Annotated in this window: 17 protein-coding genes; 5 read left to right on the top strand and 12 right to left on the bottom strand. The window is 44.5% G+C overall.

Annotated elements, in window-relative coordinates:
- Nucleotides 1-406: 406 nt before the first annotated feature.
- Genes QFZ51_RS10430 through QFZ51_RS10405 form a run of 6 tightly spaced genes read right to left on the bottom strand, consistent with a single transcriptional unit; the run spans nt 407 to nt 10,866 of the window.
- Nucleotides 407-1,306, bottom strand: coding sequence for a hypothetical protein (locus tag QFZ51_RS10430; RefSeq protein WP_429045599.1), 900 nt, complete (start codon nt 1,304-1,306; stop codon nt 407-409).
- Between the two features lie 39 nt (nt 1,307-1,345).
- Nucleotides 1,346-1,840 carry a hypothetical protein gene (locus tag QFZ51_RS10425; protein ID WP_429045598.1) on the bottom strand — a complete coding sequence of 165 codons (495 nt, stop codon included), beginning with the start codon at nt 1,838-1,840 and terminating at the stop codon, nt 1,346-1,348.
- Between the two features lie 23 nt (nt 1,841-1,863).
- Entirely contained in the window at nt 1,864-7,443 is a 5,580-nt protein-coding gene (locus QFZ51_RS10420) for a PA14 domain-containing protein (RefSeq protein ID WP_429045596.1), read from the bottom strand.
- Nucleotides 7,444-7,484: 41 nt separating this feature from the next.
- On the bottom strand, nt 7,485-8,357 hold the full coding sequence (locus tag QFZ51_RS10415) for a hypothetical protein (protein WP_429045595.1): 873 nt from the start codon (nt 8,355-8,357) through the stop codon (nt 7,485-7,487).
- The gene (locus QFZ51_RS10410; protein ID WP_429045593.1) at nt 8,350-8,586 is read right to left on the bottom strand and encodes a hypothetical protein; all 237 of its coding nucleotides are present in this window, start codon (nt 8,584-8,586) and stop codon (nt 8,350-8,352) included. Before QFZ51_RS10410 ends, QFZ51_RS10415 begins: the two co-directional genes overlap by 8 nt.
- A 9-nt stretch (nt 8,587-8,595) precedes the next feature.
- Entirely contained in the window at nt 8,596-10,866 is a 2,271-nt protein-coding gene (locus tag QFZ51_RS10405) for a hypothetical protein (protein WP_429045592.1), read from the bottom strand.
- Nucleotides 10,867-11,347: 481 nt separating this feature from the next.
- Here QFZ51_RS10405 and QFZ51_RS10400 point away from each other — a divergent pair, with 481 nt between their 5' ends.
- The 4 genes from QFZ51_RS10400 to QFZ51_RS10385 all read left to right on the top strand — a co-directional run bounded on the left by QFZ51_RS10400 (nt 11,348) and on the right by QFZ51_RS10385 (nt 14,294).
- Nucleotides 11,348-12,262 (top strand): hypothetical protein, encoded by a 915-nt coding sequence (locus QFZ51_RS10400; RefSeq protein ID WP_429045591.1) that lies wholly within the window; start codon nt 11,348-11,350, stop codon nt 12,260-12,262.
- A gap of 114 nt (nt 12,263-12,376) precedes the next feature.
- On the top strand, nt 12,377-13,237 hold the full coding sequence (locus tag QFZ51_RS10395; RefSeq protein WP_429045590.1) for an NmrA family NAD(P)-binding protein: 861 nt from the start codon (nt 12,377-12,379) through the stop codon (nt 13,235-13,237).
- A gap of 80 nt (nt 13,238-13,317) precedes the next feature.
- Entirely contained in the window at nt 13,318-13,839 is a 522-nt protein-coding gene (locus QFZ51_RS10390; RefSeq protein WP_429045589.1) for a hypothetical protein, read from the top strand.
- Between the two features lie 113 nt (nt 13,840-13,952).
- The gene (locus QFZ51_RS10385) at nt 13,953-14,294 is read left to right on the top strand and encodes a HopJ type III effector protein (protein WP_429045588.1); all 342 of its coding nucleotides are present in this window, start codon (nt 13,953-13,955) and stop codon (nt 14,292-14,294) included.
- 81 nt (nt 14,295-14,375) lie between these two features.
- On the opposite strand, the gene QFZ51_RS10380 is transcribed toward QFZ51_RS10385, so the two are convergent.
- A complete protein-coding gene (locus QFZ51_RS10380; protein WP_429045587.1) occupies nt 14,376-15,158 on the bottom strand; it encodes a phytanoyl-CoA dioxygenase family protein in 783 nt (260 codons plus the stop codon).
- Nucleotides 15,159-15,387: 229 nt separating this feature from the next.
- On the opposite strand from QFZ51_RS10380, the gene QFZ51_RS10375 reads away from it, so the two are divergent.
- Nucleotides 15,388-16,851: a TlpA family protein disulfide reductase gene (locus QFZ51_RS10375; RefSeq protein ID WP_429045585.1), complete on the top strand. Its 1,464-nt coding sequence runs from the start codon at nt 15,388-15,390 to the stop codon at nt 16,849-16,851.
- 49 nt (nt 16,852-16,900) lie between these two features.
- On the opposite strand, the gene QFZ51_RS10370 is transcribed toward QFZ51_RS10375, so the two are convergent.
- The 5 genes from QFZ51_RS10370 to QFZ51_RS10350 all read right to left on the bottom strand — a co-directional run bounded on the left by QFZ51_RS10370 (nt 16,901) and on the right by QFZ51_RS10350 (nt 20,706).
- A complete protein-coding gene (locus QFZ51_RS10370) occupies nt 16,901-17,539 on the bottom strand; it encodes an NAD(P)H-binding protein (protein ID WP_429045584.1) in 639 nt (212 codons plus the stop codon).
- Nucleotides 17,540-17,579: 40 nt separating this feature from the next.
- On the bottom strand, nt 17,580-18,395 hold the full coding sequence (locus QFZ51_RS10365; protein ID WP_429045583.1) for a DJ-1/PfpI/YhbO family deglycase/protease: 816 nt from the start codon (nt 18,393-18,395) through the stop codon (nt 17,580-17,582).
- 49 nt (nt 18,396-18,444) lie between these two features.
- Complete coding sequence (locus QFZ51_RS10360; protein ID WP_429045582.1) at nt 18,445-19,122, bottom strand: putative quinol monooxygenase; 678 nt, start codon at nt 19,120-19,122, stop codon at nt 18,445-18,447.
- 147 nt (nt 19,123-19,269) lie between these two features.
- Nucleotides 19,270-20,082, bottom strand: a complete 813-nt coding sequence (locus QFZ51_RS10355; RefSeq protein WP_429045581.1) for an alpha/beta fold hydrolase — start codon at nt 20,080-20,082, stop codon at nt 19,270-19,272.
- A 54-nt stretch (nt 20,083-20,136) separates the two neighbouring features.
- Entirely contained in the window at nt 20,137-20,706 is a 570-nt protein-coding gene (locus QFZ51_RS10350) for a carboxymuconolactone decarboxylase family protein (protein WP_429045580.1), read from the bottom strand.
- Between the last annotated feature and the right edge of the window lie 8 nt (nt 20,707-20,714).

Here is a 20,714-nt window from a genome sequence, read left to right as displayed (position 1 = left end):
AGTTCCGCTGGGAAAATGCCCGGTATTAACATAAAAAGAAAAACCTGCAATTCCGCTTACGCCCGTATAGGCTTGATATGGCGATTCTATCCGAACTGAATAAGGATTCAGTGTATCAGTTGGCCCTACCATGAAGGAGGTGTCATTTGCCATCACAAAACCATCTGCGGTGGTAACAGTTAACCTGTAATTGCCATATGGAAATTTTTGAGAAACAGTTCCATTGGCAAAATCAGCTGTTTGGGTAAGTACCTGATTGGTCGTTTTATCTTGTAAAGAGATAGTAAGTGGGTTACAGAAAAGATCTGATTGATAAAAAGTTGTGCCAAAACTAAACCGGTTATCACAGTCCCTCAATATATTATAGGTAAAACTTGGAGTCGGCACTTCCTGCGATGCAACTAATTCATCCCTGACAACGGATATTTACGTAATAACTAATTATTTTTCCGTAATAATCTTTGAGCGTCTTTCCTGCCAGGAGCGTAATCGTCTGATAAGCATTTTCCACTGCTTTATACGGCGTTTTTGGCCCCCCGTCCAAAGAAATACTATAAGTGGCAATACTATCTGTATTGGAATAGCCGGAAATATAAAGTTCGTAAATATAGGGGTAAGTATTAAAACTATTACAGCTACCGCTATTCGAAAACTGCGGATACATCCTGTCGATAACCGGCAATTCGTTTATTGTTATACTTCCGGTTGCCGGAGTGGTAGAACAGGCATCCGTTACCGAAACCATATAGGTTCCTGCGGTAAGACTATCGATATATACTATATTAACACTGGTATCAAAATTTTTCGGTCCTCTATAGTTGGCCGGAGTAGAAGTAAGCGTAATCCGGTACGGCTTCCTTCCGCTATTCAACTCAACTCTCATGCGCCCGGTATTACACGCATTCAATGTATTCCTGACCGGAAAAACACCAACCGTCAGCTCCTGGTAACTCCCCGCTACCACTACTTCCACCGACCGGGAAACAGGCTGCTGCCCACACAATGCCTCTACCAATACCTGGTATCTGCCTGGCTTCAGATTTTCCAGCACCGGGGTTGTACTCTGGTAAATCACATTACCTCCTGCAGTCAAAGGATTCAGGCTATAGAAAAAATTGCTCAGATTCCCGGCATCGGCGCCATTAACGGATACCGTTATTTTACCACTGGCGGCACAGACAGAACTATCTGTAACGGTAGCAATATTCCAGTTACTGCATTGCGCCCATAACTGGTTGCCGGTAAACAACAGCAACATTAACAACATTCCGGCCGCGCTCTTCTTACATTTATTGAATTGTCCCATCTGGTATAGGGTAATAGGCTTTAATAATATATTTCAGGATTACTTAATCCTGGTATAATGACAGGTATACTTCATTTTAACTGGTACACCGGTAGACCTGTCCATATAACCCGATATCATCGGACCAATAAACAGATCCCCGTTACTTCCGAATGAATATTGTAACCGTAAGTGGTGCTCCGGTGTTTCCTTGGACGGTGCTTGGCTATCCACTACTGGTTTCAATTCCAAACGTCCGGAGTCTGCATGAATATAATCCCAGGCGTTACGGCCACCGGATTGCTTAATAATGCAATAATCTTCTCTGAATACTATATTCAGAAAGCCTCCTCCAATGGTCGTAATAGAATCATAAGCAGTAATCTCCTGTTTCCCCAGCAAATGGCCCTGCTTCATATGATATCTCTCTACCGTCACACTTTTAACCTGCCATTCTCCTTTCAGCTTTATATCTACCTGTACAGGCACTCTCTGGGCGGAAACGGATATGCCCGATAACAGCAGCAACGCAAATACAATATTCCGGATCTTCATAATTCTCTTTTTAATAATGACGATTACTGGTAAACGCAGGTGGTGGTTGATTTCTTGGAATCTTCCACATGCCAGTTCTGCTTATACTCTACCATAGAGGCATTAATAATATTCTTTTGCTTACCGATCACCAGCTTATAGCCAGTACCGGATTTTTCCAAGGGATTTTTCATCATCGTTACAGTACCCATATTAGCGCCGATATTTTTCCTGCCGGAGCGGATGATCTTCATCGTAACATCATTACCCGTAACTGGTGCGCCTTCTTTAGTCATAAAATAAATATCCGGTGTGCCACCTTTAATAGCGTTGGCATCCACTGCCCAGATTTTAGCACTGCCGGGGAAGCTGGCCAGCTCTGTTGAACATTCTGCTGTATCTATCTGTATCCTGCTGTACATAATGATTTCATCACCGGAAGCAAAATAATCTCCCACTGTAGCAGGGTAAAGATCATTTAAAAGCTTACCCGCCTTGATATTTATACCACGCAGGGAAGTATTGATATTCCTGTACGCGCCACTCATACCATCGTATGCCCAGGCGGCCGGATAAACGAACTGGAATATAGAATCCCCGAACTCGTTTTGTGTGGCGGTCAGCAATACACTTCCCGTTTCACTATCGAAAAGCAGGTTGCGCGTGGTAACCCTGCTTCCTTTGTCGGTTACAGCCACACTATCCAGGATACCGTGACGGTTAATCACTTTAGTTGTAGCAGACGAACGGAACTTCTTCTCTTCACTTTGAGGATATACCAGTCCAAAACCTGTACTGGACCACAAACCGGCATAAAAACCATCAGTTCCTGCGCTATAACTCATTCCTTCTGTTTTAGAAGTCTGCTCCCGCATGTCCGTCATCAGTTCTACATCCAATCCAATAACAGCACCGGAGTCTATTACGCCTTGCGCATTCATTGATAATACCCGGTTGTTCAGGTGCTTGAATTCACTGTTTTCATCTGCCACCCGGTAGTAGTTGGTAGTGGAAGAAATTGGTTCCTTTCCGCCTTCCGCGTATACCGACTGCGACTTCATCTTCCCGTTCATATCATTCAGCTCCACTACGAAGCCCTGGGTCATTGCGAGGTGACGCGCCGTATTTATTTTCAGAATTCCCCCCAGGCCAGGCGTGTAATCCATTCGGGTAGTCCCACCTTCAAACTCTGAGAAACTCACATAAGTAGGGAAATCATAGGCAGTATAAAAACAGGATTCATTATACCCATTGGCAGAACGTACATTTTTTGTCATCAAAGAACGGCTCTGTACTTTGCTGTATCCCACAGAGGCTGAAGGGAACAAGGTTTCACCCAATGGCGTTTCCACGTAACTTACCACATCCGGAATCAGTTTACCTAATTTCTCTTTGTATATAAGTGGCGTACGCCATGGATTATCTTCTCCGCCAAGAATTGGCTCGTAAGCAGCCACGCCACTGCTGATCTCTACTTCTTTACCATTGATCAGCTTTGTTGTAGTATAATTATAAACAGTACCGTACAAGGATTCCTTCTGACCGGTCATAGCATTCCAGTGGTCATAAATCAGGATGCTCTTTACCCGCAATCCGCCCCCATACTTTTTATAATTCGGCTCATTCAACCTGGCAAAGGAACGGGTAAGATCAAGATCCCTTGCTGCCCCACGTTTTCTTGCTGCAGCCGGGAATCCCTGCAACTCACTATGGATGGAAGTGATCATAGTAGCCAGCATCTTGATGGCGCCGGCTCCGGTGAGATCATCACCTATTTCACTTCCCGGGTAAGCTTTTGACGGCAAATTCACTTTCAGGTATTGAATAGCGGCGTTGGCAAGCGGACTGAATTTTCCACCCCCATCGCCATCCAGCTCCACCGAACGGAGTTTTACATAAATAGTTTTCCCGCCATTATAAAATCCGTAATCATCGGCATCAAGAAAACCATAACAAGGAATGTATTCAGCACCATTATCCGGCTTATCGGTTTCCAACGGCATCTGCACATTCATACGGAAATACAGCGTATCATGTAATCCCTCCAGGTAGTTAGTGAATACCTCCTTCTTCGAAGTCACCGCCTTAGGCACATTAAAAGATACATACAGATAATCTGAGCTGCCATAAAGCCGGTTGGAAATATCACTCAGGGAAGATGGCCTGTTAGGTGACAAACCCGCAATCGACGTCATCTGGGCTGCACGGCGGTTTTGCACATAAGCGTAATCATCACTTTCATAGTTGATCTTTATACGCCCTCCTGAAGGCAGTTTTATAGAATCCATTGTCCATGCGGCCACATTGGCCGCCATTACCAAACTATCCTGTAATGCATATGGATATTCCGCATTGGTAATCAGGTTCTGTGCGGTAGATTTGGGATTCTGCAAAGCATCTTTATAATTACCCCAACGGTCAAATGATTTTCCATTGTACCCGGGATTCTTACTGTTGTAATAAAATACATAACTGTTTCGCCTTGCCCTCACAGGATCTTTACTCTGATTACCATTGTAGGAGAACCAGATCCTCTTCAATGTTAGTTTTCCACCATTATTCAGCGGGGCATTAATACCAGGACAAAGCTCATAGGTGTAATCGAAATGCACCGTCTTTATAGGTTTGGCCTTATCGCCATATTTAATAAAGTCTGCCTTTGTATACAGATTAATCTCATCCAGTTTCTTTGGCAGCTCACTGCCTGCTATTTTTTGTCCGCTTTCTGTGATCGGCAGCAAATCTTCCCGGTTGCTTACTTTAAAAGTAGCCACCATATTTTTGGAGATGATGGAGTTCAGGTACCACAGTTCTTTTTCCCCGTATACATAACTGCCTTTATCATCTTTAAAATTAGATTTAACCCCTTCGTTGAAAGTCACCTTATTATTATAAGGAGTTCTCCATTTATAAGAATAAGCGCTACCGGCAGTTTTTGAATAGTTGAACTTAATGGCATTTCCAGGATCGTCATCGGTGATACCATCGCCGGTAAGATCTACATAATCAGGCGACACAATACCAGTCAGTAGAAAAGTATGTGCATATGCCGGCATTACTTCTTTTGAAATATAGTTGTCATTGCCCTTGTTGTTGCGGGTAGTATTATCTACGCCGGAGTTATAGTCTGCAGTTCCTTCCGCTGTATTTCCATCTTCATGGTTTAGGGAAAATGTAGCTTCCTTCTGAAGGAGATTATATACCGGTATGCCGTATACATATTTCTGCCCATCCGGATTCAACACATCAACCTCTGAAATATGATGGGGTTTACGGAAATTGTTAACCCTTTTTTCCAGTGAAACAGCCCCTAGATTTAACGTATCAATGGTTTCAGGTAAAAAGAAGTTTTCGTTTGGCACCCTGGTGCCATTACAATACCAGTCCATTTTTAGTACGCCATTGGCTGGTCCGTTGAAGTACTCAATTTTGATATCATACATTTTACCTGCTTCAAGGTTTACCGTGCTTTCACCCGGTTCATACGAATATTCCCGCTGCCATTTGTCGATGAAAAGGCTGTCATTGATAAATAATCGCAACCTGTCATTGAGGATGGTTTTGATCTGATATTTCCCGGTTAAAGGCGCCTTTAAACGCGATTTAAACCTCATGCACACGCGCGCCTCGTTTCTATAAGGCAAAGGAGAGCTGGCACGGGGCCACAACTGCCAAAGATAGTCAAACGTGATATCAGGGAAGGTAACCACATGCTTCAGCGCATAGTCGAAAAACCAATCAGCCTCATATATTTCCGCCAAAAATCCCTGCTTGTTTTCAAGGCTCGACGGCATGGTCATATCACACTTATTAAGCGTGTATTCGTTAACTTTATAGTTCTCGATAAATTTTGCCATTCCCACGACACTGGCCTCTTCTGCGGAGAGATAAGTAATCAGCTGCGTGCGCTTGTCGCGGTCCTTTTTACGGTTATTGGCAGCAGATAAAGGCAATTTACCAATGATGTTACCACCACGATATCTAAGGAGGTTACCGGTAGTATGAATATGCCGTGTTTGATTGCCGGCAATTTCAGGCATTACCACATCGTCTCCTCCTATTGTTTCATAAAACTGGCTGTTGTTGATGGCCATCTCTCCCGGATTACGAAAATATACCGGTTCATAGTCCTTATCAGCATTGGTAAAACGTAAACTTGCTGCCAATGGATTATCATCTTTCCAGGGTCCGCTGGCCGAATAGGAATGCGTCTGGTTAAAATCTGCCCCTATATGTATAGCATTCCCTGCTCCTATGTCCAAACCTCCGCTGAGCGATTTATCGCGGGTCCGCATCGGATGATCAAACACATAACCCAGGTCATTCCGGTATCCCCTGAACATACCGCCCGTTCCTTCACCGGTAATGGAAAAGGCATCGTAGGTATAGTATGGCAGGGCTATGGTACGGTTGCTCGACTGCACCGGGATTTCCCTCTCCCTGTTGTAATCCAGCAGCGCATTTTCTTTAACGCCTCCGTTATATAGGTTAAGATACCCGTATGCTGGTAAAGTTTTTATCGTATCCTCATCTGCAATGTACTGGGTAGTCACATAGCCACTCAATCCAAAATTTGGATAAAAGCCAAATAATTCTCCACCTAAACTAAATCTGCCTGTATAAGCTTCGCTGGTATAGGGCATGCTGATACTAGGTGTATAGGAAGGCGCTGCAAAACTGATGGAACTGGAAAAACCAAGCGAAGTATAACCATTTACACTCGCGTCGTGCGTGATCTTGTCGAAATGCTGATACTTGGCAACACCAGCGGAAAATTGCAACGCTTTCATACCACTCCTCGTATTAAAGGCCAGGCTTGTGGAAACATTACCGGAGAAACCACCATATTCATTCGTCCCTTTCTGATATAAGGAAAGTGATATGCCAGGTGAAATACTCAGTCCTCCCTGTGTATTCTGCGAAATCCCCAGGCTGGCCGTAAGTGGCCCATCTGCTTTTGATCCGCTGCGGATACTCGCATTGATACCCTGCTCCATTCCCCAGCCCCGATAATTATTATAATACATTCCCAGGTTAGCGGTAAACTTGATGGGGGTACCAAAGATTTTAGCGCCGAAACTACCGTCAACACCTATGGTTTTATTCTTTTTAATACTCATCACTTTCGAAATGTAATCCGTGCCATTAAAATCATCCGGCAGCCCTCTTACATTTCTCGTTATGGAACCAGGGTTAATATTCCACCCTAACCCTGTCCAGCTGGCTTCCTGGTCCATAGTAATGCCGCTGTTATAACCTATGGAGATAGGATATCCGCCTACATCCACCAAAGGAATGCTATAGGAAAAATCCCCGCTGAAAAGGTTCACCATATTGTCACTGTTTACAGAATGGAATGACTCTGTTTCAGGCTGGGTAGGTCCTCCATCTGCTTTGACGGCTTCCCCGGACAAATTTCCTGATACGGAATCCACCTTTACAGGCGCTTCCGCTTTCCTGTTGACTGGCACCGGAAGTACAGGTGCAGCCGCAACAGGCCGGGTATAATGAGGCGTGCCAGGCTTACCCAAAGCATAGGAAGGTATTACCACTTCCATATAGATCAGGGATAGCATAAAACCCGCTATCAGTTTCTTCCTCTTTGCAGCAAGAGCCAATATCATTTCACTTCGTTTTATAGGTATAAGGTGCTTTCAGTTTTTTTCTACAGGGTTTCCCTGTCTCTCACATAAATAAACTTCATCTGCCAGTACTCATTCCGGGAGTTCAGTAAGCGGAACAGGTACACCTGGTCGCTGTCCAGTCCCCGCTTCCTTCCCAATGGTATACTTATATGATTGGCTCCACGCTTTAACGGAACAGCCCCTGCATACACAATTTTATTCGTGTTATCGAGCAGCAGCAGTTCATAATGCGCAGTGGTATCTCCGGTTTCATTGTTATAGCTCATCTGCATTTCTTCTCCACACCGGATGATAGATCCATCCAGTTCTCTTCTCAACTGCACAAATGCCCCACCAGCATTATCCACTACATTCACAATGCCTTTTACACGGAAAGTCCAGGTCTCAGTTTGGGCGGCAAACAGGTTGCCGTTGCGCGCTATCACCGACCAGGCATACGTGTTGGCGGTATCCAGTGGTGTGGCGCCGGATGGATAGTTAACAAAATTATTACGCAGGCCGGGCACCCGCAGCACGGGTATGTTTTGTTGAATGGCTTCTTCAGGCGACTGGTTTCCGTGTATCTCTGTCAGTATCATCTCGTACTTCAGTTCACTGAACATATTCATTGGCGCCGGCGGCAGCCAGGTAAACTGCGGCAATAAGGTAAGTGATTCGCTTTTGTTCGCAGGCATCAATAGCAATGGAGGACTTATCGGCTCAATAGTAAAAGGAATACAATCTTCGCCCGGCTGATAACCCGATTTATCACCCTCAACAATGATACTGTAACATGCGAGGTAATTACCGGCCGGCAATAATCCGTTCACACTGCGATCTACCGACGCCGAAAGATACTCATATTGAATAGGCATAAAATCCGTTGCCTGCAGCTGTTTGGCTCCTTTATTCATTACCAGCGTACGCGTAATACCGGTGAGCACCGGCTGATTGGTACGGGCATCTGTTAAAACGCATGGTGATCCGCACGTTCACAGTAGCATTTGAAGCCGACACCAGTACTATATTCCATAGCTGTGCCTTTAAAAGCACGCCGGCCGGCGGCAACTGTACGGTCATACTAACCTGGGCGCCTGCACGAAAATAGCAGGTCAGCATCAGTAGACATAGGAATTTCTTCATATTCAATACTTAAAATATTTTGGTATAGGTTAATCTTCCTGTTTTGTTTGATACCAGCTGCCGGTTCACTCCCGGTACAAATCCTTTATCCCCCGACAGGGATACTTCTCCGAATTTCCGGATACTCACCCTCGCATTTGCGAGATATCCTACCTGCTTTATTTCATACACTGTCTGGTAATTATATTTTAGCCCCGCGCCCAGCTCCAGCCAGTTCAGCGGCCTGTACTGCACACTTCCGTCTGCACCGTATACCGCATACTCCGTAGTGGTAGCAGAAGAAGCACCACCATTCAGGGTAAATTTTCCCAGAAAAACAGTTTGATTCAACATCAGATTAGTACTGTTGAAATACACAAAGTTGCTGTCTGACTGCTGATTATAAAATTTTGTCCCGGAGAAAATAGTATTCATGGTGACGCCTTTTAACTGGTAATAGTAACTACCGGTTGCCACCAGTGTATAATAAAGGTTCTCCACAAACTTGTCATCACTTAACTTCATTAACTGGGAAGAGGGGAAATATCCAAGCGACAACACGGGCCATTTCCTACGCCGGAAAGTAGCCTGTATACTTTTAAAGATGGTATTGCTCCTGTAACTGGCATTATCAAATACACTGGTGTACATATTCTGCCTTACACCTCCTGTCAGCGTAAGCTGCTGTCTGAAAAACGGCTGGGTTAACTGCACCATCCAGGCATCCTGTGAAGAGCCGGAAGCATACAGGCTGAACGACTGGAAATTAGCACCCATACTTTTATACATCCCGTTAATACGTGTAGACGTAGCCGGTAGATATGAAAAAGCGCTTACCGCATAAGCTTCATTGCTGTGATCATCGAAAGTGAGCATACTGTTTCCCAGGCCCTGATGTGCTGCACTCCTGGCGTAAAAAGGAAGTGATGATTTAGCGACTTCCCCGATTATGTAGTTGTTCTTATCAGGTTGCCACCGGCCTTCCAGCGACAATCCCATTATCTTATAATCCGGTATTTCCACAACGCCGCCGGCAGGAGGATTTGTATTGAAATTATATACCTGCTTTTTTCCCGTGTAATAAGAAAGGATCACATGATTCCCTTCTTTCCTTCCGGCTCCTACCCTTATCATATTGAGGTATTGGCGGACACGGTTATCATTCACAATGAAATCACGGAACCGGTAATCGACCGCCCCCGTTGCAAATGCCACATACCAGGAAGGATTTACTTCCGTTTGTACACCCATGATGCTAATATTCTTTGCCGTCAACTCCGAATAATCCACCATAGTGCGTCCTACCCCGAATGATTTAACAGACAACAATATTTTATATCCCTTTGGCAACAAAGAATCCGGAAGATTTAATGTTTCCAGGTTATTCATCAAATCCAGATCATCCCGGCTATGCTGCAAGGCATCCATCAAACTGCCTTTCCGCGCACTATAGGCTTTTTCCTTCTGGTGGAACAACCGCTCATTTTTAGTGTATGCCTGCTGCAGGGAATCAAACAACACTTTCTTAGCTTCATACTCCTGACGAAACACCAGCAACAAACTATCCCTGCGGGAAAGCTTTATCTCCGGCAAGTTCCCTAAACTATCTAAGGAAGGACGATGTAAACGTGTTGCCAGCTGCGCCAACGAATCCTGTATTTTCAACCGGTACTCCCGCTCCCTGGACTCGGCCATTTTCTGTAACTGTCCCGGGGCCGTGAACCACGACTTTAATTGATTAAGTTTATTCCAGTCATTATCCAACCTGGCTTTCAGCTGCTCTAATGCCACCTTTTGCTTTAACTTACCTGCATCCCACCCCTTCGCTTTGGCCAACAACATATTTTTAAAGTCCTGGTTGGTGTATTGAAAGTTAATACCGGTAATATTGCGGAATAACTGCGAATTGCTTTTGCTGGTGCTGAATGAAAAATGCAAAGGATACTGGTCCTTCACTGTTATATCTAATGTTGTTTGTACAGTATGCTGATAGATATCCTTCTCGAGATAAGGAGTATCTGTATTGGACTGATAGTAACCATCGTAGGTAACATTACCGTGAACCACTAAAAAAGGTGAATGGCGTACTTCAACAGGTATTGGTACCGTATCAGTATGTTTACGGCGGATAGACTGGTAATGTGTGTCTCCGCGTGGCGATTCATACAACACTACCAATACCGGTAATTTCATTTTGCAGCTGGTGTGAATAAAGAAAAAGCTGGTATCAGACTCCCTTCCACTGCTACCGGGCAGGCAGAGCTGCGCCTTAACGTCACAGGCAAGGATAAGAAGTACCATAATTGATATAGCGGCAATACTTTTCAAAAGGGATACAAAGGTTAACTTAATTATTCAGCCCGTCAGAGACGTTTAATCCTCTGGGGCCAGGGCACAATAAACATTCTCAGGACATTAATCCATGTACAGATGATCTTCTAAATAAATACAGCTTGAGCCTGTTGAAAAGCAAGGGCAATCCTGCAACACGGCAGATCTGTTCGATCAGATGTTTTCATAGTATGGGTAATTTTATAGGTATTAATTTTATAGGTATAAAGCTTCAAACTAATCGCCTAAGCGACAGTCAAATATATTATATTAAGTTTATCCCACAGAATTTTTTTTGATCAAGATAAAACTTTATAAAATTTACAGGCAGGAAAAAATTCCCGATCACATCTGGCGTTTAAAAGGCTGGCATCCCCTCCAAACTCTACTACTACAAGTAACAAAAAAGGCACGGAATAAAGTTAACTTAATCTACCTAAATTCTTCAACCATGTCTAAAACTGCTCCCCTGGTATGGCTTGCCGGTGCCATACTATTCATGTCCTGTAACAAAAGCGTTGAACAACCTGCCAACGCTGAAGCCAGCGCCGGACCTGTCTTCCCCGTCACCTTTAATATCGATGATTTTACCCAGCAGCTGGACAGCTTTGGCCGCATCGCCGGCGACGCTGCAACTGCAAAAGATTCCCTGGATGGTCATGTAAAATACCTTTACTACAAAGTGTATGGTACGGGTGCACAGGCAGCCATAAAACATGAAATTATGCAGGAAGTTGGTACCCCTTCTTTTGGTGTAATCAGGGATACATTGCCGCCGGGTAATTACAAGTTTACTTTGCTGGCTGCGGGCGACAAGTATCTTTCCTACATCACCAATGCCGGGTTTAAATATCCCGGCAGTGATGCCTTCAGCACTCACTTTGAAATGGTGGTAAACGGACCGGCTAACGCCAAAGTTTCCCTGGATCGTATTGTGGCAAGGCTGCAATTTATTATCCAGGACCCGCTACCTGCTGATGCTGCCTGGATGGACATCCAGTTTGGGGGCATCCCACGGGTGTTTAATTTCCCAACCGGGGAAGTGAGCAACCCAGCCAACGGTACCGCTTATTCGAATTACATGGGCTATACGTTCCAGATACCCACCTATAACCAGGGAAAGCCGGGCTTTAAAACACAGGCATATTTTCCCCTGCAGGGCAGTTACATCGTGCCTTCGATAACCATTGTCTGCCGGAGCAGACTGGGCAATTTGCTGGCCAACAAAGTTATTAACAATGTTAAGTTTGAAACTAACAAACGCACCGTTTTAAAGGGTAATCTCTTTGCGCCAACCAGCAGTGGTATAGAAGTAGACCTCAACGACACCAACTGGAAAGCAGACAGCATCGCTGTATTCTACTGACAGCCACTTTTATTGCTATCATTCCACCAGCAGCTTCTCTTATGGGAAGCTGTTGTTATTGGCAGCATCATGGTATGATTTGTGGGTTCCATCCGCACACCAAACTACTGATGTATGCATATTGTTTTAGGCGGCACAGGACATATAGGGTCTGCATTGGCAGAAACCCTGATTAAAAAGGGGGAGCCGGTTACCATTATCTCCCGCGATCCTAAAAAGAAACAACAATGGGAACAAAAGGGAGCCGAAGTGGCCATCGCTGATGCGCTGGATGTAAAGCGTTTGCAGAAAATATTTAATACCGGCGAAAAATTATTTCTGCTCAATCCCCCGGCTGATCCGTCAACAGATACCGTAGCACAGGAAAAAGAAACCCTGAACGCTATTCTTACCGCACTCGGTGAATCACAGATAAAAAAAGTAGTAGCGGAGTCTACTTATGGTGCACAACCCGGGGATGGCCTGGGCGACCTGGGTGTGCTATATAACATGGAACAGCAATTAGCTGAAATGAATGTGCCTGCCAGTATTATCCGCGGCGCTTATTACATGAGCAACTGGGCCACTTCGCTGGCAACAGCGCGTGAATCGGGTATTGTTTATACCTTTTATCCCGTTGATTTTAAACTGCCAATGGTTTGTCCAGGGGATATTGGCAGCGTAGCTGCCCGGCTCATGCTGGAACCAGTTACCCAAACCGGACTGCACTATGTAGAAGGTCCGCAACAATACTCGGCAACCGATGTGGCAGAAGCTTTTTCTGCTGCATTGGGTAAAGACGTCAAAGCAGTGGAAATTCCCGAAACCAACTGGATGCAGGCGCTTAAAGACGCCGGCTTTTCAGAGCCGGCAGCAAAATCAATGGCAGCAATGACCCATGTTACGCTCAAGGAAAAATACGAGGATCCCAATCCTGTCAGGGGTACAACCACATTAAAAGCTTATATCGCGGATTTAGTGGAATCAGCAGCGTAGAGCGACTATAAACCCATCGGCATCCGGGAACACATTTTTTGTATATTTATTTGTTGCTCCCTTTAAATATTATTTAACAGATGTCGATACATGTAGCCATTACAAGAAAAGTGCTTCCCGGAAAAGAAGAGGAATTTAAAGAAGCGCTCAGGCAATTCCTCGGTGAATCATTTATTCATGGCGGCGTTCACGGCGCTGCCATGATCACGTCGCTGCCGGGTTCAGATTCCAATGAAATTGGCATCTTACGAACTTTTGCTGATGAAGCAGAAAGAGACGCATTTTATAATTCAAAGCTTTTTAGAGACTGGGAAGACTTTGCCTCAAAACTTACCGAGGAACCGGTTTACAGGCCGCTAACCGGGCTGGAAGCCTGGTTCCGCTACCCTTTGCCGCCACCAAGGTGGAAAATGGCCATTACCACCTTATGCGGTGTTTTCCCCACCAGCCTGTTGTTAACATACACACTCGGTCCTTACCTTCAAAAACTGCCTATACCACTACGGGTATTTATTGTCGCAGGCTGCATGGTAGCCTTGTTAACATGGGTAGTGATGCCCGTAATTACCCGGCTGTTGAAAAAATGGTTGCGCCCATCATGAAAATAATAAAAAGACGATGTCATCTTTTTCTATTTTTGACCTGTTAAATGAGGTATGCCGGGCCTGAAGACTTCGCACCGCCTCACATTGATTTTAAATACATCATACGCTGGATGAAAGAACAACTAATTACGTTAATTAAAAATTTAAAAGACAATTCACTTAGTTTCAAAGAGGTGATTGAATTTATAGAAACTTACTATCAACACCAGCCTGCAGCCTTTAAAAACGGAGAGGTGCATAATGAAGCCACCCAAAACCAGGGAAGTGCAAAGGTGTTTGCTTTCGCGCAGCTAAATAACCTGGACAAAGAAGATACACTGCTGTTATTTGCAGAACACTACCAGGCTGTATTAAATACACCGGATGGCACAGATCACCAGAATATCAGGCAATTTATGATTCACGGCTGGCCCGGAGTAATCTTTGAAAGGCAAGCCCTGCTTGCGAAATAGGTCACAATACTTCTTTTGCAGAGGAAAAAGATTGTCCGGATATCCCGCAGGCATATCCGGACATCTGCTTTATTACACACGTTACTTACCTAATGCGATTTTTATTGCTTCCTCTACCGGACTGCACGGGCCTAAACCACTGATATCAAACCCGGTTCTCAGTAACAGCGGTGGCTGGGCCATAAACTTAGGTACCAGGCCACGATGCCGCTGGGCAGCATGCACCAGGAACGGATGACAGAGATATACCGTGCCGGCCTTTCCCGTAGCCTGGACTTCCTCTTTCTCAGGTAATCCCGGCAACTTCATTGCCAGTTCCATGAAAGAAAGTCCGTCTTCACCTTCCGGCGCCAGCAATCGGGCAACATCCATATGTGAGCCCTTTAAAATCCTGGTTGGCGCATCCCACTCGCCCACATCCGAAAATAGAAACAGCATCAGCAAGGCACGGCCTTTAGAGTTTACATTGATTCTGGCTGCGAAAAAGTCATTAGGATCTACACCGGCAAAACTTGCATCTACATGCCAACCGGTATCCCCGGAATCAACTTCCGACGGGAAACGAATGGGAAAGGACCCCATGCTCATACAGGGAATCCATTTTTCTTTACCGGCCAGCTGATCGAATGCACTATGAAGAACGGTGGTATTCGCAGCCTTAATAAATGGCTCCTGTGTATACATACCCAGCCAAACGACCGGTTTTGTCCAGGTGTTGCTGTCGTTGGGATCGGCCGGAATATCTTTCCAAAGAATATCTCTTGCTTCGCTCGCAAGATCAGCAGAAAAAGCGTTATCGATACGGACAAAGCCGTCAGTAATAAATGACTGTATTTGTTGAGGATTCAGGGTATTATGCATCATGTTATACTATAAAAGTTCAGACAATAAAGAATTGATGCCCCTCGGGGCACATTGGTCTTAGTGGACTTGAAAATTTTATATTATAACATCACAGTCATTCTCATACAGCAAATTTATTCATTTGTTTTAAAAATACAAGAGGATAGGATCATATCAACTTTCTGCTTATCTTATATGATAATGGCAGAGCAATTTTGTCACCGGATCCCATTAAAACGCACATACCGCTATGAAGCACAAACTTTTCCCACTGTTCCTTCCCTTTTTGTTGGTCCCTGTTTTCCTGTATGCACAGGATTTTAGCCATCCGGGTCAATTTGTTCTTAAGGGAAAAGTGAAGCATTATAAAGATAAAGTGTACGAATTCGGGATGTCCACCTTTTTTGGCAGTTTTGGAGATACGATCCGGATCAAAGCCGACGGAAGTTTTGAACAAACGGTGCCGGTGCAGCAACGGCAGCATATATACTTATACCTGGACGACGATCGTCCCTGGTTTACGGTGGCAGACAAGGATACGATTTACCTGCAATGGGATCAGAAGGAAGAAGTATCCTCCCTTACTATCCGCGCCCAGAACGAGGGACGCACGAAAGAGATAACGCAACAATTACAACTGCATAAAGTCCTGTCGGAACCATTTAGCAATCTCAATCAACAGTTGAGTACTGAAATGAAAGACCTCACTGCAGAAGAAAAATTTAAAAAGATAAACCTGCTCTTTAACAGCCAGGCAAAAAGCATATTTGAAGTAACGGATACTTTTTCCCAATTCTCTACCAGGCAAATCAGTGCCTTGTATTTTGAGTATTCGAACCTGTTGTTTATGCAGCGGCTGCTGCCAAAGTTTGGGCTGAGCTTTATAGCGGATAGCGTTGGCAACTACACACAAAAGCATAGCACCATCCAAACTACTCATTACAAAACGTTAAATGAAAACTGGTTTTGGAACGTACCGGAATACCGTACTTTCATTTATAATTATCTGCGCATGGCCCGTCCGTTTAATGCAACTATAAGCGCAAGTATCCAAACCGCTCCCAATACAAAATCTAATTACACAATGGACTATTATCACCTGGCGGAGGCCAATATTCCTTTCACGGCTATGAAGGATTGGTTTATTACTAACAGTATCATGAGTGGGTTTGAATATTACGAATTTAACGATGTAAAAAAAGTATATGATGCGTTTATGAATACCTGCAACACGCCTTTCCTGAAGGATACGCTGCAGCAATATTATACCACGATTGCACATTTAAAACCGGGAAGCCCGGCGCCTGATTTCACTTTAACAGATGCCACCGGGAAAAATATCTCTCTAAAAGATTATAAAGGAAAAGTAGTGTACATTGATTTTTGGGGAGTAGGCTGCGGGCCCTGCATTTATGATATCCAAAACCATGTGCCGCAGCTGCATAAAGACTTTGAGCATAAGGAAGTGGTATTTCTGAATATCTGTGTGGATGAAACAGAAGTGAAATGGAAAGATGCCCTTAAGAAATATCATCTGGAAGGCGTAAACCTGGTGGCGGAAGGATGGACAGCCCACCCGGTATGTAAAGCGTATAATGTAAATGGTATCCCGCATTATGTTTTGATTGATAAAACAGGTAAGTTATCCAATAACAATGCGCCACGACCCAGTGATGCGTCATTGAAGGGAGCTATTGAAAATTTGCTGAAATAGGGAGAAAATTTCCATCTTCGATAATTTCCGTCACGATCTTTACACTGTTCTAAAACCTGAATATTCTATCCAGCTCTATGACGTGCATTCCGGGCGCGAGTACTTTCGGAGCTTTGGCCATTTTCTCAGCAAGCGTAAACGTAGGTAATGGACGGAACTTCCTGATCAATCCCAAAAAATTCAGCACTTTTAATGCCCCCGCGGTCATTCGTTCACCCAACCGGTTGGTATTCTTCCGCAGCAATAATCCCGGTCTGAAAATGATGTATTGCTCAAATGCCAGGCTGGCTATCCTGTCCTCCAGATTGCCCTTTACCCTGGAATAAAATACACTGCTTTTGGCAGAAGCGCCGTAGGCGGATAGCAGCACTGCTTTGGTAACACCGTTTCGTTTGGCTATTTCAGCAAATTTTGCAGGAATATCATAATCTATATGCCATTGCTTTTCCTTCGAACCAGCTACTTTCATAGTGGTTCCCAAACATGAAAACCATACATCTCCTTTGATAACCTCAGATTCATTTTCTAATTTGTTGAAATCAATCACGATCTCTATCAGTTTGGGATGAACAATTCCGGTGGAACGGCGCACAAATATTACAACGGCTGTGTAGTCACGGTCTTGCAACAATACCCGCACAAGATCTTTGCCGGTAGCCCCTGTTGCCCCTATGATTAATGCTTTCATACCTGGAATTTAGTTTATAACCGGACTACACCTCCTTTGATCATTTCTTTACCAACCAACTTTCCACTGCCCTTGAAAAATCAGCTACATCAATAGGATGCCTGCTGGTAATCAGGTTTCCGTCTGTTACCACAGGTTGCTCCAATACAATCCCGCCTGCATTCTTCAAATCTACCTGTATATTCCAATAACCTGTTAATTTTCTACCTTTCAAAATATCGGCAGATGCTAATACAACAGGTGCATGACAGATTGCCGCGATCAGTTTTCCCGATCTGTTGAAATCCTGTATAAATTTTATTACATCCTTATCGTAGCGTAAGTTATCAGGGTTCCATGCACCACCTGGAATGAACACAGCGTCGTAATCACTTACCTGGATCTGATCCGCAGTACGGTCGAATTTTAGCCAGCCCACAGGCTGTAAGTATTGTATGGCCATGATATGTGTTTTTGCCATTTCAGGAAACATAAGGCCATATCTTTCGGGCGCAGGAACGTATTTTGGTGCCACGATATCTACTGTAGCACCCAGTTGCCTGAAATACCACACGGGCCCCAGTAATTCAATTTCCTCGAAACCGTCGGCAGCGATTACAGCTATTTTTTTACCTTTTAATACGGTTACATCCTTTACAGGAGTAAAAAAGAAAGCCCGCAAAGCCTCGTTTCCGGGAGCATTTAATAATTGTGATACGGGCATGTTTACCACTACTGAAGGAGAAGCCAACTGATTCAATACAGACAGCTCATGGTCATTGATCCGTGTAGTGCTTACTTTATCCTGAGCCTCCGCATTGAATACAGTAAGAACCCCTGCCATGCCTGTCATGACGATTTGATGAATAGCTTTCATTTCTAAATTTTTATTGTTATAAATGATTGTGTTTAAGTCATTGCCGCCTTCAAGGGGCAAAGGCTATCAGCCTGTGAAGACCCGTTTGAAAAGGCTGCTTTTTGATGCTGGTATTCAAATAATCGATCACAGGTTGTATAGGAGGAAAATCCAGATGATACCGGAAGGCATCTTCACTCCTGAATTTTTCATAAGTAACAAACCGGGTACTATCTTCTTCCAGTTGTGAAAGCTGGTAATTAATAACACCTGGCTCGCTCCGGAACTGCGGCATGGCAGTGTGATACACTTCTTTAAAATTACCTTCGGTCCCTTCCCGGCTATCCACAAACAACATGATAGTGATTGGCTTGTCTTCTTTTAGGGGCCTCCGCTGCCATTCGTTCTTTGAAATCGGCTCCAGGTCTTTTATGTAGATCGTTTTTGCAGGTTGTATCAGCCTCTTTTCAGATAATAACTTTATTGGGTTGTATTTCACACCTCCTCTCACGTTCTCCAACCCGTTTTTGCTACCCCATCTTTCTATAAGCCACAACACGGAAAGGTTTTCCTGCTCATAATACGCTTCTGCCATAATGTTGCTTTTATGAGCGATAGCATACTTCACGTACTTACGAAGCGCTTTGCTGAACTTCTTTTTGTACCTTTTCTTCACCTCGTACCTGGTTAACGCGGCTACTTCTTCCGTTTGGCTATGACCTGCTGCTACCAATGGATTCTTCTCCATATTATCCCGTTTTTCTGCCATTGCAAATGGGCTGCTAACCAAGAGGCACATAATTATAAATACAGAAACCTTATTGAATAGTGATAAAAACATTTTTGTTGCCATTACTTTTTGTTTTTAGTTTTCATCAATTTGCTTCACCCTGTGCTATTGTGCTATCTTAAGCAACAGGTCTGCAACTACCTGCGGTTGAGACAGGAATGGCGAGTGGCTGGTATTTACACTGTAAATGGTTTTGATACCGGCTCCGGCGATCATACGATCCTGCAGACCCGGTGAGATCACAATGTCCCGAAGCGTTTTGATATACACCTTTTCTACCGTGCCAAAGGCGGCTGCGGTTAAGGTAACCTTGTCGCCAAATGGAATGGCCGGTTCAGCGCGATAGTTATCAATTACCTGTTGCTTGGCGGCCGGCGTACCATCGTTGATGAACAAATAGGTCAGACTGTCGCGCGCTACATCAAGTGTCAGCTTATCAGCAGACAGCGTTAGCAACGGGCCAAGTTTTGAGTCAGGGTCCGAATTTGCCAGGTCGCCAAGCGTTTGTCCTGATGTTGGAACAAAGGCTCCGATATAAACCAGCTTACTGATTTGGGCCGGCACTTTCTCCGCTACCGCGGTTACCACTACGCCGCCCATGCTGTGCCCTACCAGGATTACTTTTTCACCTGCTTTATTGATCGCGTCGATCACTTTATCCCGGTAAACATTTAAAGTAAGCGTGTGAGCCGGTGTTTGGTCGCTACCATGTCCCGGAAGTTCTACGACAATTACTTTGTTGCCTTTTTGTTCCAGATCGCTACGTACGGCATTCCATACATAAGGCGCCTGCCAGGCACCATGTACCAACACATAGGTCTGGTTTTTGGCAATCTTGTCATCATCATTATTATTGCATGATGCCAATGTCGAAAGTGTGAAAGCTGCAGTTAGCAGCGATAAAACTATTTTTTTCATTTTGTAAGAATTTATTGTTGATGCCGGTTTTGTCCAGTTGACTGATTAGTATATTTATTCATTATTGCCAGGCGCCGGTATGTCAAATCCGTTCAGAATCATAGCGATGAAAGTGTAGCCGCTGATCAGGAAGAAAAGTTCTGCCACACCATCCTTTCCCAGCAGATTTACCGCATGATTATAGGTTGAATCCGGAACAATGTGACCAGTCACCAAGGCATGCACAATGTCGTGCACGATGGCCTCCTGTTCGTTTAAACCGGATGGACGGCTGCCAGCGGCAAGTGTGGCGATAATACCCGGCGCAATGTCAAAAGCTGCTGCCATGATCTCATGTGCGTAAAGCTCAAAGCGGGCACCATAAACGCCACCTACCGTTAAAATGGCAACTTCCCTTACTGTTTTAGAAAGTGTTGCATGCGTGTCGAGCGTCCGCAGAAAACTCAGGGCTGGTATGCCAAACTGCGGATAGTGCAGCATCGGCGCGAAAGGGCCTAACAAGGCTCCCTGCGCATCAAGCATGTTTACCTGGCTTTGACTTCGGCCAACAAGACTGGCTATCTCGTTGTGCACACTGCGGACTTCAGGACTAAGAATAGCTGGTGGCAATGGTTTTATACGCATGACGCTTG

It is taken from the genome of Chitinophaga sp. W3I9 (assembly GCF_050434025.1).
Taxonomy (GTDB): Bacteria; Bacteroidota; Bacteroidia; order Chitinophagales; family Chitinophagaceae; genus Chitinophaga.
The sequence above is the reverse complement of the archived record's forward strand: the minus strand, read 5'-3'. Positions and strand labels throughout refer to the sequence as shown.

Coding starts and splice junctions, on each gene's coding strand:
- QFZ51_RS10415 (WP_429045595.1), bottom strand. CDS start 8,357: ATGAATAAAGGAGCCAAACAGCTGCAGGCAACGGATTTTATGCCTATT.
- QFZ51_RS10395 (WP_429045590.1), top strand. CDS start 12,377: ATGCATATTGTTTTAGGCGGCACAGGACATATAGGGTCTGCATTGGCA.
- QFZ51_RS10410 (WP_429045593.1), bottom strand. CDS start 8,586: ATGAAGAAATTCCTATGTCTACTGATGCTGACCTGCTATTTTCGTGCA.
- QFZ51_RS10385 (WP_429045588.1), top strand. CDS start 13,953: ATGAAAGAACAACTAATTACGTTAATTAAAAATTTAAAAGACAATTCA.
- QFZ51_RS10380 (WP_429045587.1), bottom strand. CDS start 15,158: ATGATGCATAATACCCTGAATCCTCAACAAATACAGTCATTTATTACT.
- QFZ51_RS10425 (WP_429045598.1), bottom strand. CDS start 1,840: ATGAAGATCCGGAATATTGTATTTGCGTTGCTGCTGTTATCGGGCATA.
- QFZ51_RS10420 (WP_429045596.1), bottom strand. CDS start 7,443: ATGATATTGGCTCTTGCTGCAAAGAGGAAGAAACTGATAGCGGGTTTT.
- QFZ51_RS10400 (WP_429045591.1), top strand. CDS start 11,348: ATGTCTAAAACTGCTCCCCTGGTATGGCTTGCCGGTGCCATACTATTC.
- QFZ51_RS10355 (WP_429045581.1), bottom strand. CDS start 20,082: ATGAAAAAAATAGTTTTATCGCTGCTAACTGCAGCTTTCACACTTTCG.
- QFZ51_RS10430 (WP_429045599.1), bottom strand. CDS start 1,306: ATGGGACAATTCAATAAATGTAAGAAGAGCGCGGCCGGAATGTTGTTA.
- QFZ51_RS10350 (WP_429045580.1), bottom strand. CDS start 20,706: ATGCGTATAAAACCATTGCCACCAGCTATTCTTAGTCCTGAAGTCCGC.
- QFZ51_RS10375 (WP_429045585.1), top strand. CDS start 15,388: ATGAAGCACAAACTTTTCCCACTGTTCCTTCCCTTTTTGTTGGTCCCT.
- QFZ51_RS10360 (WP_429045582.1), bottom strand. CDS start 19,122: ATGGAGAAGAATCCATTGGTAGCAGCAGGTCATAGCCAAACGGAAGAA.
- QFZ51_RS10370 (WP_429045584.1), bottom strand. CDS start 17,539: ATGAAAGCATTAATCATAGGGGCAACAGGGGCTACCGGCAAAGATCTT.
- QFZ51_RS10405 (WP_429045592.1), bottom strand. CDS start 10,866: ATGGTACTTCTTATCCTTGCCTGTGACGTTAAGGCGCAGCTCTGCCTG.
- QFZ51_RS10390 (WP_429045589.1), top strand. CDS start 13,318: ATGTCGATACATGTAGCCATTACAAGAAAAGTGCTTCCCGGAAAAGAA.
- QFZ51_RS10365 (WP_429045583.1), bottom strand. CDS start 18,395: ATGAAAGCTATTCATCAAATCGTCATGACAGGCATGGCAGGGGTTCTT.